General features: G+C 54.7%; 8 protein-coding genes. 3 read left to right on the top strand and 5 right to left on the bottom strand.

The annotated features are described in order from the left end of the window. Window positions 1–8: 8 nt before the first annotated feature. The 5 genes from M2403_RS22125 to M2403_RS22145 form a co-directional block, all read right to left on the bottom strand. Window positions 9–3,968, bottom strand: coding sequence for a cellulose biosynthesis protein BcsC (locus M2403_RS22125; RefSeq protein WP_259230963.1), 3,960 nt, complete (start codon window positions 3,966–3,968; stop codon window positions 9–11). Window positions 3,969–4,053: 85 nt separating this feature from the next. Continuing rightward, window positions 4,054–6,543, bottom strand: a complete 2,490-nt coding sequence (gene bcsB / locus M2403_RS22130; RefSeq protein WP_259230964.1) for a cellulose biosynthesis cyclic di-GMP-binding regulatory protein BcsB — start codon at window positions 6,541–6,543, stop codon at window positions 4,054–4,056. Then, window positions 6,540–8,639, bottom strand: coding sequence for a UDP-forming cellulose synthase catalytic subunit (gene bcsA / locus M2403_RS22135; RefSeq protein ID WP_152323658.1), 2,100 nt, complete (start codon window positions 8,637–8,639; stop codon window positions 6,540–6,542). Before bcsA ends, bcsB begins: the two co-directional genes overlap by 4 nt. 29 nt (window positions 8,640–8,668) lie before the next feature. Further along, a complete protein-coding gene (bcsQ, locus tag M2403_RS22140; RefSeq protein WP_165060797.1) occupies window positions 8,669–9,472 on the bottom strand; it encodes a cellulose biosynthesis protein BcsQ in 804 nt (267 codons plus the stop codon). Continuing rightward, on the bottom strand, window positions 9,463–10,305 hold the full coding sequence (locus tag M2403_RS22145; RefSeq protein ID WP_259230965.1) for a cellulose biosynthesis protein BcsO: 843 nt from the start codon (window positions 10,303–10,305) through the stop codon (window positions 9,463–9,465). The genes bcsQ and M2403_RS22145 overlap by 10 nt, the downstream gene beginning before the upstream one ends. A gap of 560 nt (window positions 10,306–10,865) precedes the next feature. Here M2403_RS22145 and hmsP point away from each other — a divergent pair. The 3 genes from hmsP to M2403_RS22160 all read left to right on the top strand — a co-directional run bounded on the left by hmsP (window position 10,866) and on the right by M2403_RS22160 (window position 16,200). Continuing rightward, window positions 10,866–12,848, top strand: a complete 1,983-nt coding sequence (gene hmsP, locus M2403_RS22150) for a biofilm formation regulator HmsP (RefSeq protein ID WP_259230966.1) — start codon at window positions 10,866–10,868, stop codon at window positions 12,846–12,848. Between the two features lie 236 nt (window positions 12,849–13,084). Continuing rightward, on the top strand, window positions 13,085–14,377 hold the full coding sequence (locus M2403_RS22155; RefSeq protein ID WP_152323654.1) for a dicarboxylate/amino acid:cation symporter: 1,293 nt from the start codon (window positions 13,085–13,087) through the stop codon (window positions 14,375–14,377). 317 nt (window positions 14,378–14,694) lie between these two features. Beyond that, window positions 14,695–16,200, top strand: a complete 1,506-nt coding sequence (locus tag M2403_RS22160) for a pitrilysin family protein (RefSeq protein ID WP_165060809.1) — start codon at window positions 14,695–14,697, stop codon at window positions 16,198–16,200. Window positions 16,201–16,645 lie beyond the last annotated feature (445 nt).

Here is a 16,645-nt window from a genome sequence, read left to right on the forward strand (position 1 = left end):
CACCGCGATTAATTTTGGCCCATCAGATAACGGAAGTAGACCTGCGCGGTGCTTTCGTTGTAGTCGCCGAAAGTATCGTAGCCAACCTGTCCGCCAATCTGCATGCTTTTGTTCAGATGATAGTTGCCGCCAACGCCTGCGTTCCAGCCGATGCCGTTTTGTGTTTTCCCGCCGTAATAGGCTTCAGTGCCGTAACCTTCTGCCACCAGATCTTCCAGCTGTTTCTGCAAGTCCGGGTTATTCGGGAAGTACGCACTCTTATCCTGAGAGTAAGACTGATAACCCACGGAGCCTGACAGTTTCAAATCCCAGTCGTCATACTTCTGGGTGTATTCCACCGGGAAGGAGACGCTGACGTAGTTTTGCGGGCTGAAGTAACCGCCCTGGCCGTAGGAGTAGTAGCTGAGGTTCTTGTCGAAATTCATGTAGCCGACGTTGATCCCCGTTTTCAGCTCGCGGTCGTCATAACGATACGGACGAACGTACAACCCGGCGTTGGCATTCACCGACTGGTTGCTCTTCACGTTATTACCCAGATAGCTGTAGTAACCGCCTTCGGCATAGAAACCGGCGTCGCCATCGTCATAGGACAGATTGATGCTGCCGCCGTTTTTGGTGACCTGACCCCATTCCTTGCCGCTGTAATTATCTTTGGTGCCGACGTAAGACAGAATACTGTCGGTGACGGCACGACGTTCAGCGGTCACGCGCAGGGTGGTGAAATCAGTCAGTTTCGGTGCCCATTGCACGCCACCGACCAGTGAGTTCAGATCCTGTCCGAGCGGGGTACTGCCGATATCCGCTTTATAGCTGTCGCCGGTCAGCGCGGCGTTCACTTCTACGCCGGTCGCGCTTTGGTTGCCTGCGGCGGGAGCGGAATACGTTGTCGGATCGGTGCCGGTAATCGTGTTGTAGGCCACGCACTGATCGGACGTTGCATTGGTCGATGTACAGTTTGTACTTGAGTTCGCCGCTGCGGCTGCCTGCAATTTGGCAAAGGTGCTGTAGTTTGCGATATCCAGACCGGCGGCTGCGGCGGCTGCGGCCACATCTTTTTGCGCCGACTGCGCCTGTGCCAGCGCACCCTGACCAAACCGGGTATTGCCGGTGCCGGACGGGCTGCCTGCGCTGAGGGAAACCGGCGTGACGCCGATGCTCAGACGCGACGTATCAAACGGCACGAAGGCAAAGGTCATCGGCGCTTTCGCTTCGGTCAGCTGGCTGAGACCGCTTTCACCGTCACGTCCGCGAATTGACATATCGCCCTGCGCCCAGGTCGCAGTTTTGCCCTGCAAATCGTCGAGCATGTCGTCGATCTGTTTTTCCGTCGCGGTACGCTGTGCGACGGCGGTTGGTACGGCAGGTGTCGGAATATTGCCCGGCACCGAAACCTGATCAGAGACCTGCCACGGCAATACCGTTCCGTAGGACGATTGTGTTGCCGGACGGCCCGGTGAAGTTCGCGTTGAGCGGTTGATAAACGGGTTGTCGCTGATCTGCAATCCGGCCACCTGCGCCGTGCTGTCTGCGCCTTCCAGACCAATCATCTTGCCCTTTGCGGAACGCAGTAACGCCAGCGCCTGCTGGTGATCGCCCTGTGCTTCGGCAACGCGGGCTTCGAGTAACAAACGGTCCGGCGTACGTTCGCCGCGCAGACCGGTTAACAGTTCCTGCGCCCGTTTATTATCGCCTTCGCCCAGCGCAACGTTGATAGCACCGACGCGTGCATCCTGCGTCGGCGTATCGTTAAGCATCAGGTAGTTATAAACCTGACCGGCCTGTTTATTGAGTTTGCCGGACTGATAAAGGCGCGCCATCGCCAGCATCAGATCGCGGTTTTGCGGATCGGCCTGGAGCGCGACGACCAGTTTGTCGTAAGCGGCGGCGTACTGACCTTGCTCACGCAGCTGATCGGCCTGAGTGATCACGTATCCGTTACGCAGATTAGCCAGTGCGGTTGCGGATGTGCCGGACTGAATTTGCGGATTTTGCAGGAAAGCCTGCGCTTCGTTGCCCAGACCGGCGGAATTGAGCACGGTGATCTGATCGGCATAATCGCCCGCATTGCCGTTCACGCCCTGACGCATGTTCTGGCGAACCAGCTGCACGGCTAGCGGAACTTGCCCGGTGGCGGCGAGATTTTTTGCCAGTGCGCCGACATCGGCTGGTGCCGTCGGCGGATTCTGCGCCAGTGCGCGCAAGGTATTGGCGGCCGCGGCGGTATTACCCTGTTGCAGATAATTTTCGGCATCCGTCATTTGTGCATTGAAGTTGGCGCGCTGCGCCAGTTCACGCATACCCTGATTCTGGCTGCTGCGCGGAATGCGCGAGAGCAGGGCATTGGCGGTGGACCAGTTTTTGGTTTCGGACGCAAACAGCGCGGCGGCGTAAAGGTCTGCCGATGACGCGCCCGGACGCGAAGACGGCGCCATGATGGACTGCGCCTGCGCGGTTTGCCCCTGCGATTGCAGAATCCGCGCCATATCCAGTTTTACCCAGACGTTAGACGGCTGACGTTCCTGCGCCTGCTGGAGAATATTCAGCGCGCGCTGCGGATCGTTGTTTGCTACGGCCTGCGCGGCCTGACGGCGCATCGGTTCGATGACGTCGGCCACGGTCGGCGGATTCATCTTCGCCTGCAAACTGGCTGGCAGGGTTTTCAGAACCTGATTGGCCTCAGCCGTTTTGTTTTGCTGACGCAGTACGTAGAACAGGCCAGCGCGGGCATCGGCGTTGTCACCGAGTGCGCTGTACTGCTGTTCCGCAGCGGCCAGATCGCCTTTGCGGCGCAGAATATCTGCACGCAGCAAACCGGCTGACTGACCTTTTTCACCGCCGACTGACGCCAGCGGGGTAACGGCGGCCAGCGCGGCGTCATAACTGCCAGACGCGGCGGCGGCTTTGGCTTTCGCCAGCTGGGCATAAAACGCAGAATCCTGCGCCTGATTGCTCAGCTGCGCACTGTTCGCGCCGCCCTGTGCCGCGGCTTTGCTCAGGTACTGCGACGCCTCTTCAAAGTTTCCGCTGCGCTGCGCGATGTAACCCAGACCGGCCAGTGCATCGGCGTCGTTCGGGTTATCGGCCAGCACGCTTTCAAACTTGGCTTTCGCGCTGTTGACGTCGCCGCTGTTGAGCGCCGTAAAGCCCTGACCCTTCGCCGCGCCGCCAATATTTTTCTGGAAGTACGCCATCACGGCGGTGTCATTCGGATGACGCGCCTGATAGCCCTGATACAAATCGCGGTCATCTTCCTGCGGTGCCATCCACAACAACGCCTGACGCAGCGAGCGGTCGGCTTCCGTGCTGGAACCGGCCATCGTGCTCAGTAGTTTTATCCCGTCGCGGCGGGTCGATTCCTGATACGTCAGCACTTTGCCTAGTCCGAGACGCGCCTGCGTGTCGTCCGGACGGGCGGCGACGCGCTGCTGTAATCCCTGAATGGCCTGCGGCTGGAGCGATTTGTCGCCCGCCATGGTCAGGTAATATTCGGTCGCCAGACTGTCGAGGGGCTGGTTGCCGTTGAAAATAGTGCGGTAGGCAGAAAGCGCGCCGCTGACGTTCCCCTGCGCCGCCATCTGACGGGCAGACGCCAGCTGCGCCGGTGGAATGGACTGCATCGCTTTGGCGCTGTTGAGCGACGCCAGGCGCGGGTCATCCGGCGAAACGCTGGACAGTTTCTGACGCCACTGGTTTGCCGCCGTTTTGTCGCCGCTTTGCATGGAATACAGCGACATCAGGTACAACGCCTGCGCGTTATTCGGTTCTACCAGCAGGACTTTCTGCAAGGCATCTTTCGCCAGATCATCGTGGGCGCGTTCATGCCAGTAAGCGGCCTGATCAAACAGAGCTTTCATGGCCGGATTGGTGGTGTCCGCCGCAAATGTGGTGGCACTGAAACTTGTAACTCCGGCGATCCCTACCAGATAAATAGCCCTGATCACCGCCAGGGACAGTTTATGTTTTTTCATTTTCCAGCTCCGGTAATCGCCAGGTTATAGCCGGGAGTAACGGCTACCTTCATTGTTATTGTTGTTCTTCTTGAGACGACGCTTTTCATTTCTGACCCAGACGTTTAGCAGCATGACGACGCAACACGACGAACAGGCTCAGGCCAATCAGCAGTGAAACCAGTGTGGCAATCAGCGAGAGGATCACAATATGTGTGCTGGCGTACCAGAGCACCATCATGTACCACGGCATCTGTCCGGTCGGGAATTGCTGGCCGACGGAGAAGCTGCGGATGCCATTTTCATCGGTAATAATCGCCAGATCGCCACGCACGTTGGCGTTGATTTTCGGCGATTTCAGGTCGTTATGAATTTTCAGCAGTTGCTGATCGTCCGTGCCCGTTGCGACGACCACGACGTGATCGTTTGACCAGCGTGAGCGGTAGCTGACGAAGCCGCGCCATGCGCCGGTTGAGGACAGATAACGGTCAGCATCCACCGGCTGGCGGTACCAGTCGCCGGTGAGCCAGGCCACGATGCGCTGGACCTGCGTCGGCGTTTTCACGCCCATCGAACCGGCATTCACGCTGAACGGCGAATCGGCCAGTAACTGCTGGTTGAACGGCGTATCGCCCAGCGTGGTGACGGCCAGAATATCGCGGTCAAACAACGCGTTATTTCTTTCATCGCCTTTCAGGCCAAAGGCGACCTGCACGTGATTCACCGGTACACCCGTGGCTTTCCCGGCGCGTGCGGCCAGATTCAGCAACGTATGAATTTCACCGGCAGAAGGCACTTCCGGTAGCAACATCAGCGTGTCGGTGAAGTCAGCCAGTTTGGAGTACGGATAAGACGCACCGACGAAATACGACAGGTTCGGCAACTGTGCGAAATGGTAGCTTCCGCTCAGGTCGATGAAGGATTTCGGATCGATACGGCTCTTGATGTTGTCGCTGGTCAGAATGCTGCACGGCGCATCTTTTTTCGGCCTGATGTCGAAATAGAATTGCAGCTGGTTATCGCCGTAAATCAGGTATGGCGCGAGTTGCAGGGTATAACGTTCCTGACGGCTGTCACCGCCCAGACGACGCCAGATATTTTCCACCAGACCGACTTTGTTCACCGTCAGGCTGCGCAGGAAGTTGCTGTTGATGGACACATTGAGGCGGGAGCTGTCTTCATCAATCCAGTTTTCCGTCGGGAAACGGTAATCGATGCGCACTGGAATGTTGTGGCCATCCCACATGAACAAGTCTGGCGCGGCGCGGAAGGCGACCTGAATGCCATCGTGGTAAATCCCGTTGGAAATCAGGGAGTCCGGATCTTTACCCGCAAGTTCGCCCAGCGTGACCGGGCGCGAGGTGTCAATCCAGCGCGGCGCGTCATACGGTTTGCTCGACGGAATAGTTTGCTGCGTGACATCCAGACGTTCGGCATTGTTCGGCATACCGCCGCTGATCAGGCGGTATGCGGCCTGACGCAGTTCGTTATCATCATTGCCCAGTACCAGCAGCAGTTTGTAAACCGGGTTAATCGGGTTATCGATAATCTGAATCGATGCGCCGTTGCTGGCTGGCAACGTCAGTGAACCGATTTTATCGCCTGGCTTACCAAACAGAATGCCGTTCTGGTCCGGTAAATCGTTCAGGATGACCGGGAAATCGACGCTGCGATAATCGGACAACATGCCGAGATAAGAAGAGACCATCGCCGCTGCGCTGACATCGCCGGGTTTCATCGCCGCAGAGAAACCCATCGTAATTTTCGATTCCTGCATTTGCAGGCCATCAAAGAACGGACGCGGGAAGTTACCCAGATTGCGGCCAATATTCAGCTGCTGACCTTCCAGACCAATGCTGGTGGTCGGCAAAATTGTGACCCAATATTTGTCTGACTGATCTTTCTCGCAGGTCATGGTGTTGCTGTCATGCACGCGGAAGCTCAGGTTGTTGTTGGACACCACCATCGCCGACGGAATATCCAGATCGTAAACATCGCCGCCGTTGCTGCTTTGATTGAGCGGCAGATTGCCCAGAGGCTGACCGTTAAGCATCAGTTCCAGCGTAGTATCGCGGGCAATCAGCGCCGGGGAAATTTTCAGTGCCAGCGACAGGTGGGCGTTGGTGACCACTTCATCGGCAGGCAGCGTAAAGATAATCCCGGACTGCAACTGGCCGCCGCTGAGGGTCAGGCCGTTGGTCTGCCCCATTTCAGCCACGGTGATAGTGCTGGTCACCGGCTGAACCAGCGGAATGACCGGCGCAGGGGCTGCCGACGGATCGGCGTCGGGCGCGGTGTTGCTGGTATTCAACGGCGTTGTATCGGTCTGAGGTGCGTCGCCCGCCGGAGCTGCCGTGGCTGGTGCTGCGCTGGCCGGTGCGCTTTCATCCGGCATCGGCGTGACGGGCGGCAACCATGATGGCGCAGCGGGAAGGCTGGTCGCCGGATCCACGGCTGGCGCCGCGGCGTCTTCAGCATGAGTAAACGGCAGGCTGCTGAAGGTCAGCAATACACCTGCGGAGATTTTCCTGAGCAGGGACGCGCCCGGCACAGCAGATAAACGGCGTTTTACGGTCTGTTTACGTGGTCGATTCATGCTGCTTCACTCTTGCTGGTGGCGTCAGCGGGTTTATTTTTGGCACGGCGCTCTTTCCAGGTGTTGTAGAACAGCTCAAACACGCAACGGATAATGCTGACCAGAGATTTGAACGGGTTGTCCGGCGGATACTCTTCGCCAATCCAGGCGTCAGCTCGGCATAACACAACGCGCACCAGCTCGCGGCGTTTCGACAGCGGCAGGTTTTCAAATTGCAGACGCAGGCGTTCTTTATTGCCGCTGATTTGCGTCACCGGGAAACTCTCTGCACCGGAAGAAAGCTGAATTTCAACTTCTTCAATTTCTTCGTCGATGTAACGCACATCCGGCGTTACCAGCTGCACGCCGCCCATCGACATATCAATCGTGGTGGTGCGCAGTGAAATCCCATTGGCGTAATGAATGATGGCCGGAATAGCGACATCAATACGGATGGTTTTACGCACCTGACGGGTTTCTTTCGCCACGGCAATCGCCGCCAGCAAAATCAGCACGCTGAAGCTCCCCCATGCGACGTTCAGGGCAATAACGTTCGGATCGATGGCAAAGTAGTCATGGAAAATCGCCCGCACTACGCCGTAACCGATGCCGATAATCATCAGAATCGCGACAATCAGGTGCGGTTTGACAATGTTGAAGTCGAAGAAGCCGACGTCCAGCAGGCCGCCTTTGTCGGTCACGTTAAATTTCCCGCGTTTTGGCGCGAACATCGTGACCAGCGTTGGCAGGATCAGGTGGAAAGCCATGACGGTTTCGTAGATTTCACCCCAGAACGTATAGCGGAACCGGCCATTCATGCGGGAGTTGATGTACAGCGACATCACCAGATGCGGCAGCGCGTACGCAAAAATCAGGCTGGCTGACGAGGAAATGATGTTCAGGTTAAACAGCAGGAACGCCAGCGGGGCGGTCAGGAACACCACGCGCGGCAGGCCAAACTGGAAGTGCAGCATGGCGTTCAGATAACACAGGCGTTGCTGCCATTTCAGGCCACGGCCCAGTAGCGGGTTATCGACGCGGAAAATCTGCGTCATGCCACGCGCCCAGCGGGTACGCTGAATGACGTGCAGACCAAGACGTTCTGTCGCCAGACCGGCGGCCAGCGGAATATCCAGAAACGCGGTATTCCAGCCACGGCGCTGCATTTTCAGCGCGGAGTGCGCATCTTCTGTTACGGTTTCAACGGCAAAACCGCCGACTTCTTCAAGCGCCACGCGGCGGATAACCGCACACGAACCGCAGAAAAAGGTGGCATTCCAGTTATCGTTACCTTGCTGAACCGGGCCGTAGAACAGCGCGCCTTCGTTTGGCATGGTGCGGCCGGCGGAAAGGTTACGTTCGAACGGATCCGGCGAGTAGAAATAGTGAGGCGTCTGGATCAGCGCCAGTCGCGGGTCTTTCAGAAAACTGCCCACGGTCGCCTGCAAAAACGCGCGTGTCGCGACGTGGTCGCAGTCAAACACACAAATCAGCTCACCTTTGGTGAGTTTCATCGCATGGTTCAGGTTACCGGCTTTGGCGTGGGAGTTGTCGTTACGGGTGATATAACCCACGCCCGCATCGGCGGAGAACACGGCAAATTCATCGCGTTTACCGTCATCGAGCACGTATATTTTGATTTTGTCTTTCGGATAATCGATACATTGCGCGGCCAGAACGGTATCACGCACCACATCCAGACTTTCGTTATAAGACGGAATATAAACGTCAACGGTTGGCCACAGGGTGGTGTCATCCGGCAATGGTTCGATGGTACGTTTCAGCGGCCACGTGGTTTGCAGGTAGCCCAGCAATAAAATAATCCAGACATACAGTTCGGCGAGGAATAACCCGATCCCTAAGATGGCTTCTATCGTTGAATTAAAATGCAGCGTCTCTGTCGCGCGCCAGTAAATATAACGCGTCGACATGATAACGGACATGATGACCATGACCACACTGATACGGCGGCTCTTGCTGATACCGAGCAGGAATAACAGCCCGATGCTGATCAGACCAAAAATGTACTGTTTCTGGCTGTCCATAGGGGTGATGATGATCACTGCTGCCACCGGCAGCAGCAGAAGCACAAGTAAGGAAAACAGGAATTTATTCATCGCTTTGGGGTCGCTGTTAACAGTGATAGTTAATAACTGCCAGATTTAGGCGCGGCGTGTAATTCACCATCACCGACTTTAATCCCTAAAATAGCGGCGACTTTTTTGCTGATCAGTTCAATATCAAATGCCGAAGCCGATACCGGACTAAAATCAATAATAGAGCGCTGCGAGGCATTTGCCTCTGGCACACATTCATCCCTGTGGATCGTGCCTAATAATCTTTCGTTCAGACGTTGTTCAAAAAATTGCGTCACGTCGCGGCTTAATGTCCGGCGAGTGTCACTTTGGTTAACGACGTAATATTCACCTTTCTTATTATTTAAAGGCGTGCCAATTAATTTATTTTTTTCCATTAATGGCAATAAAGATAATGACGCGGTATCCGCTAACATCACCACAATATGTAAATCCGCAAGCGCCTGAACGGCTTTTAACGCCGGGCTCGGGCCCGGAGGAAAATCGGCGACAATAATTAAACCCGGATAATTCAGTACGGTATTTAATCCCCGCTGTAAGAAATGCGGATCGCTGGCTAACTGGTGTTCGAATTCCAGACGCTGATCTTCCGTCACTTCGCCGTAAGGTAAAACAAAGGTATTTGAACCCGCTTTGAGAATAAACTGGCTCCAGTCGGATTCATTGCCTGAACCGGCGACAAAGCCGCGGGTATCGGAAATAGGCACACCAAAATGAAGGCGAAGGGCATTCTGCACATCAAAATCGATGACCAGAACTTTGCTGCCACTGCGGGCAAGCGAATAGGCCAGGTTGGAGGCCACCGTGGTTTTTCCTACCCCACCTTTCGGTGAACAAACGCAAACTAACGGCATGAGGCAATCATCTCTAACAGGGGTTGAAGCGGTGTGTCGCGATGTAAATAGGCGCTGACAGGCTGTGGAGCCCGCTGTTTAAACATTTGTTTAAAGCGCTGGTTAGCATCAGCAGACGCCGGGGACGCGGGTGCAACAGGCGCCGTGCTGGTTGTGTACGGGCTGGCCGGTGCCGGTTGATACGCCGGTGCTGCAGGCTGTACGGGCTGGCTGCGAACCGGGGCGGCTTGCTGAGCCGGGGCCGGCTGAACATGCGCGGGCCGCACAGGTGCTTCAGGCATGACTTTACGCAGTGAATCGAGCAGACTTCCGCCGTTGTCAGGAATAACTGACTGGGCGTGGAACGTCGGCGCGGTGTGAACCGGTTGATGTTTTCCGGGCTGCGCGGCCTGCACGGGAGCAGGCTGTGGCGGCACCGGAGGCAGCGTTTCACGCAAGGCTTCGAGCAATCCAAAACCCGCCACGGGCGGAGGGACTTCCGATGACAACGGTGCGGCCTGATTTTGCTGCACGGGCTGTGCGGCCGCGGCTTGTGGCAACGGTTGCTGAGGCTGATTCACCGGGGGTTGCGTGAACGAAGGTTCGCTCATGGGCTGCGACGCAGCGAGTGAAAACTCATCGGCAGAAATAGACTGAGGCGTAGGTTGTGTCGTGCGGCCATTGTCGAGCGGTCCGGCCGGATTTTCGCTGGCTGACACTTGTTTAATCAACGTCCATTGGTTCATAGAACCGGTAATGGATTCACCCGTTGATTTTTCGTTAAGCTCTTTATAATCAAGCTTTTCCAACTTCGTTTTATCCATAAAACGTTTAATGTCGTCATATTTATTCATAAATCCCGCCCGCTAGGATTATATATATCGGTGTTTTCTGGACGTCAAAACGGACTTTAAAAGGCCGCTAACAAAGCATAAGAAAAGTTTAATTTTGTTTAAGTTTTTAGTGGGAATAAGACTCTTCTTAATATATCAGCTCTTTTACAGCATAGAGCACTTTTTACAAAAAATAGGATTATCACGCATAAATAACAACGCCCCTATAACTGCCTGTTACAGAAAGATTTAGATATTAATTATCTGTTTTTTTGCGTTAAAGCAGAGTAATGCGTTGCCCGTATTGAAATCGGTAGCACACAAACAACATTAGTTAAGTTGATGTTAGGATCTTCTTACGTTGCTAAGTATTCAATTACGACCCGTAATGTATGTTTTTCGTCAGTGAAATACCCTTGTGAATAATGAGTGTAGATGCTGACGGTCAAACGTGTTGTTTTTTATAGCCAAAACATTGTGTTTCACCTCGAAATAACCGGTTATGAGGTATACTGCGCAGAAGTACCGTTCCTGTTAGTGTATGCGGGGCAAATCAGCCCGGCAGTTGATGGAGAAATAAGTTGCGGGTCAGGCGTTCATTAACGATTAAACAGATGGCGGCGGTATCCAGTATTGCTGCAGTCACCATTTGTATTTTTATCGTCATCCAGTTGTTTCACTTTGTGCAACAGCGGAGGGACGATTACGCCCAGCAACTTGAAAATATTGCACATTCTGTCCGCGAACCGCTGTCGCAGGCGGTGCTCGATGTCGATCTGGAAGAAACGCAGGACATTCTCAATACCCTGCAACCGGTCGGGATTCTGAGCCGTGCCGACGTCGTGATGCCTAATCAGATTGCTGCATTGCACACGCATTTCCCGCCGGGCAGACCGGTGCCGCAGTGGGTTACCCGCGGTTTCAATCTGCCCGTCACCATTTCAGTTCCCCTTTATTCTGCGGCTGCCAGCCCTAAAGCCCCCAAGCCGCTGGCGTATCTGGTTCTTCAGGCGGATTCGTACCGCATGTATCAGTTTATCGTCAGCGCGCTGTCGACCATGCTGACAACCTATCTCCTGCTGTCACTGATCCTCACCATCTCGGTGAGCTGGGTGGTGAACCGCCTGATCGTCAAACCGCTGCGCACCATTGCCAGAGAACTGGAATCGCTGCCGGAAAGTGAAGTGCCTTATCACCAGCTGGTGCTGCCGGAGCGCCATGAAGACGATGAAATTGGCATGCTGGTGCGCAGTTATAACCGTAATCAGCAGCAGCTGGAAAAAGCGCAGCAAAGCATGAATGACGCGCTGCTGCCCGCGGAAGATATCCTCAATAATGCCGAGCAGTTTATGCTGCGCCTGCAACACCGGCTGCATTCGTCGGAGCCCGAAAAGGGCTTCCACCTGTTACTGATCGGCATTGAAAGCCTGCGCGACGACGGCCATGTCAGCTGCCCGCTGATCTCTTCTATTATGGATGTGCTGCCGGAACACTGTTTGCTGGCGCGTCTGAGCTACAACGAATTTGCGTTGCTGGCGGGCGATGTGCCACGGCCATTTATGGCGATGCGCCTTGCGCGACAAATCATGGAACGCATTAATGCGCCGCAGGAAAGCGATTCCGGGAATATGTCCCTGCATCCGACCGGCAGCATCGGCATTGTTCAGCACACGGGCGAAACGCCGGTGACCGCACAGCAGCTGATGGCGAATGCCCGTGCGGCCAGAGTGTCGGCGTATCAGCAGGGCAAAAACCAGATTCTGTTTTTCGAACCGGAACTGACTGAGAAAATTCAGAAACGCCTGTTGCAGGAAAATGAAATTCTGCACGCGATGGAACAGAACGATTTCACGCTGTTCATCCAGCCCCAGGTCAATATGGAAACCGGCACGGTGTTGGGCGCTGAAGCCCTGTTGCGCAGAAAAATGGCCAACGGCAGTTATGGTCTGGAAAGCGATTTCATCGTGCTGGCCGAAGAAATCGGCGTAATGAGCATGCTGGGTTACAAAATCCTCGAACTGGGCTGCGGCATTCTTGCCGACTGGCAACAGCGCGGCATTACCTTACCGCTCTCGGTGAATTTATCCGGCGTCCAGGTTCAGCAGCGTAATTTCCTGCCGGAACTGCGCAGCCTGCTCAGCCGCTACAAAATTAATCCGGGTCAGCTGGTGCTGGAAATCACCGAAACGGCGCGCATTGATGATTTGGATCGCGCGCTGTTGTTGCTCAGCGAACTCCGCGCCGTGGGCGTCTCGATTGAACTGGATGATTTCGGCCTGGGCTATTCCGGGCTGGAATATCTCAACCGCCTGCGTTCTTTACCTATCGATGTGATCAAAATTGACCGCAGTTTCGTCAGCGTTCTGCCGGAAGACGAAGTGATGGTAAACATTGTGGCCTCAATTGGCCGCGCGATGGATATTCAGCTTATTGCAGAAGGCGTTGAAACCGAAGCGCAGCGCCAGTGGCTGCTGAAAGAAAATATCCAGTTCGGGCAGGGCTATTTATTCTCTGCGCCGCTTTCTAAAGAAGAGTTCGAACAGAAATTCTGTCAGCCCGCCTGAATCCGATAAAGGGCAGGAAACCCGTTCCTGTCCGGCCTTTTTTACCCCTCCTTTACTTTTTTTAATTACATTACTTATTGCTGAATGCTTTCCGCTCTGGTTTTTCATGAACCGTTATTGCAGTGCGAAACGAAATATTTCCATCATGTTGTGTGTGTGTTATTTCCCTGCTGCCGCTCATTAACTTTGACCTTACAAAAATAGAAGGCGGCGCAATCACTTCAGGATGGGTATTTATGAAAAAATCACTCTTCAAGAGTCTGTATTTTCAGGTTCTTCTGGCAATCACCCTCGGTATTTTACTGGGACATTTCTACCCCGATCTCGGCGCTCAAATGAAACCATTGGGTGATGGTTTTGTTAAATTAATCAAAATGATCATCGCCCCGGTCATCTTCTGTACGGTGGTGACCGGCATTGCGGGCATGGAAAGCATGAAAGCCGTGGGGCGCACCGGGGCGATCGCGCTGCTCTACTTTGAAATCGTCAGTACGCTGGCGCTGATTATCGGCCTGGTGATTGTGAATATCGTCCAGCCCGGCGCGGGAATGAACGTCGATCCGGCGGCGCTGGATGCCAAGGCGGTCGCGGTTTACGCCGAGCAGGCGCAGAGCCAGGGCATTATTCCGTTCCTGCTGGATGTCATTCCGTCGAGCGTGATCGGCGCATTTGCCAGTGGCAATATCTTGCAGGTGTTGCTGTTTGCCGTGCTGTTCGGCTTCGCGCTGCACCGGATGGGCCACAAGGGCCAGCTGATTTTCAACGTCATCGAAAGCTTCTCACAGGTCATTTTCGGCATCATCAATATGATCATGCGTCTTGCGCCGTTAGGGGCATTCGGGGCGATGGCGTTCACGATTGGTAAATACGGCGTCGGTTCTCTGGTGCAGCTCGGCCAGCTGATTCTGTGTTTCTACCTGACCTGTATTCTGTTTGTGGTCGTGGTGCTGGGGCTTATCGCCCGCTTTACCGGCTTCAGCATCTTCAAGTTTGTTAACTACATTAAAGAAGAACTGCTGATCGTGCTGGGTACGTCGTCCTCTGAATCCGCGCTGCCGCGGATGCTGGATAAAATGGAGCGTCTGGGTTGTAAGAAATCAGTGGTGGGGCTGGTTATCCCGACCGGCTACTCGTTTAACCTCGACGGCACCTCGATTTACCTGACCATGGCGGCCGTGTTTATCGCACAGGCGACCAATACCCATATGGATATCTGGCATCAGATCACCCTGATTGTCGTGCTGTTGTTGTCCTCGAAAGGGGCGGCGGGCGTGACCGGCAGTGGTTTTATCGTTCTGGCGGCGACGCTGTCAGCGGTCGGGCATTTACCGGTTGCCGGGCTGGCGCTGATTCTGGGCATTGACCGCTTTATGTCAGAAGCACGTGCGCTGACCAATCTGGTGGGTAACGGCGTGGCAACCATCGTGGTTGCAAAATGGTGTGATCAGCTGGACGAAGGTCAGTTAAAAGCGACGCTGAATGGTCAGAAAGGTCTGACGGAAGCTGAGAAATCGGCGTCAGGTTTCTGAATAATGGTCTCTGAACGGATGAAAATATCGTTAACCGTTCCAAAAAACGCATTTATTTAGGCTCAAAATCCCCTAATAACCACCGGTTACTTGATGTAACCGGTGGATTATCTTCATAATAACTCCCTCAAAGGCCACCTCCGGCGCTTTTTACCAGAATATTTTCACGGGCTGCGCGACATTGCGAAAAACGCGCGGTCTAACGAAGGGCTGTAATTTACGTCCTTAACTTACGCATTCAGTTCCTGTGGGCTCGCCGAACAGCACCGGCAGGACAGCATATTTGAACATTAGATTGTCATTACGTAGGGGTTCACATGCAGGGCACCAAAATCCGTTTACTCGTTGGTGGATTGTTGCTGGCAGCAGCCGCAAGTCATGTGCAAGCTGAAGCATTACAACCTGACCCGGCCTGGCAGCAGGGCAAGTTGGATAATGGATTTACCTGGCAGTTGCTGACCACGCCGCAACGTCCGAGCGATCGTATTGAATTACGTCTGGTGGTACGCACCGGCTCGCTGGCAGAATCTGCCCAGCAGGCGGGCTACGCCCATTTCCTGCCGCGTCTGGCGCTGATGCACAGCGAAGGATTCAGCACGTCTGAGCTGCAATCACTCTGGCAGCAAAGTATCAATCCGCAACGGCCATTGCCGCCCGCGGTCAGTTCCTATGATTTCACGATGTATAACCTGAGCCTGCCGAATAACCGCCCGGAGCTGCTGAAAGATGCGCTGAACTGGCTGGCGAATACGGCGGGTAAAATCTCTGTGACGCCTGCGCTGGTCAGCGCCGCGCGGCAGGAAACGCAGGATCCGGTGGGTTCATTGCCGCAAAATACGCAGGATGCCTGGTGGCGTACCCGTATCGTCGGCTCAACGCTGGTGGGGCATAGCCCGGATCAGCTGCCGACCAAACCGGTCAATATCGAAGCCCTGACGAAGTTTTATCATCAGTGGTATACACCGGACGCCATGACGCTGTTTGTGGTGGGTAATGTCGACAGCCGCGCGCTGGGTGAACAAATCAACCGGACATTCTCGCCGCTGAAAGGCAGCCGTCAGACGCCACAAACGTTGCCGACGCTGTCGGAAGTCACCACCAAATCCATGACCACGATGGACGGCAACCTGACGCAAGATCGTCTCTCATTAATGTGGGATAACGCGTGGCAGCCGATTCAGGATTCGCAGGCGCTGGCCGCTTACTGGCGCAGTGATCTGGCCCGCGAAGCGCTGTTCTGGCATCTTCAAGAAGCCCTGAAAAGCGCTTTTGAAAACAAAAAAGACGCCACAACACCGGGCCCTGGCCTTGGTTTTGATTGCAACGTCCAGTATCAGCGTGCGCAGTGCGCCATCCGAATTGAAGCGCCACAGGCTAAGCTGACCGAACTGTTCAAGCGTCTTTCCGAAGAACTTCTGGCCGTGCGTGACAAAGGGATTTCTCAGGCTGAGTTTGATGCGCTGATTGCGCAGAAGAACGATCAGCTGAGCAAACTTTTCGCCACTTACGCGCGTACCGACACCGACGTGCTGATGAGCCAGCGTTTACGCTCGCAGCAAAATGGCGTTGTCGACATCGCGCCTGAGCAATATCAGCAATTGCGTCAGCAGTTCCTTAGTACGCTGACGCTGCCGGTGCTGAATCAGGAGCTGAAACAACAGCTTTCCCGCGAACCTGCCATGCTTATCGCACAACCTAAAGGTGAGCCAGAACTGAATGCGGGTGAACTGCGGGCGGTATATGACAAAGTGATGGCACCGGTGGAGAGCGCTCCGGCAGCGGGTGATGTGCCGGCGGCATCGGCGGCGGCGAGTGCGCAATAAGGGAGAATCCCTTATTTATTCCCGGTTAGGATGGGTGAAAGTTTCGGTTTTTTAAGTGCAGCGCTCACTTAACTCACCGCGCCGAAACCGATAAAGAGAGGAAAGTGCTTTTCCTCTCTTTAATCTCTCCTCGCTTTTTCACTCCGCGCTATCGCTCGCTGGCTATGTTTCAGCAACCGCAGTGACAGGCTGGAAATCTTGCCGCTGCGCGGTACCTTTGCTCGGGTTTCGAGCCATAGGTCTCGAACCTCTCGCGCAGCAAGCTTTCTGAAACGCCCGTACGATCTTAAATTCAAAACCAATATGCTTTTAGAAAGTTAAAAATGGCGTGATCAAAAATCCTGCTGAACGGAGCGGCTTCGAGACCTGCGGCTCGAAGACCGAGAGAAGGAAGTGCGAAGCACCAGGATTTGCGCCACTCGCTTAAGTGACAGAACATGTCCGT

Source organism: Rahnella sp. BIGb0603 (assembly GCF_024808755.1).
Taxonomy (GTDB): Bacteria; Pseudomonadota; Gammaproteobacteria; order Enterobacterales; family Enterobacteriaceae; genus Rahnella; species Rahnella contaminans.

What these genes read in the sequence shown, in the direction of transcription:
- M2403_RS22125 (WP_259230963.1), bottom strand. Translation starts at nt 3,968, where the DNA reads ATGAAAAAACATAAACTGTCCCTGGCGGTGATCAGGGCTATTTATCTG.
- bcsB (WP_259230964.1), bottom strand. Translation starts at nt 6,543, where the DNA reads ATGAATCGACCACGTAAACAGACCGTAAAACGCCGTTTATCTGCTGTG.
- bcsA (WP_152323658.1), bottom strand. Translation starts at nt 8,639, where the DNA reads ATGAATAAATTCCTGTTTTCCTTACTTGTGCTTCTGCTGCTGCCGGTG.
- bcsQ (WP_165060797.1), bottom strand. Translation starts at nt 9,472, where the DNA reads ATGCCGTTAGTTTGCGTTTGTTCACCGAAAGGTGGGGTAGGAAAAACC.
- M2403_RS22145 (WP_259230965.1), bottom strand. Translation starts at nt 10,305, where the DNA reads ATGAATAAATATGACGACATTAAACGTTTTATGGATAAAACGAAGTTG.
- M2403_RS22155 (WP_152323654.1), top strand. Translation starts at nt 13,085, where the DNA reads ATGAAAAAATCACTCTTCAAGAGTCTGTATTTTCAGGTTCTTCTGGCA.
- M2403_RS22160 (WP_165060809.1), top strand. Translation starts at nt 14,695, where the DNA reads ATGCAGGGCACCAAAATCCGTTTACTCGTTGGTGGATTGTTGCTGGCA.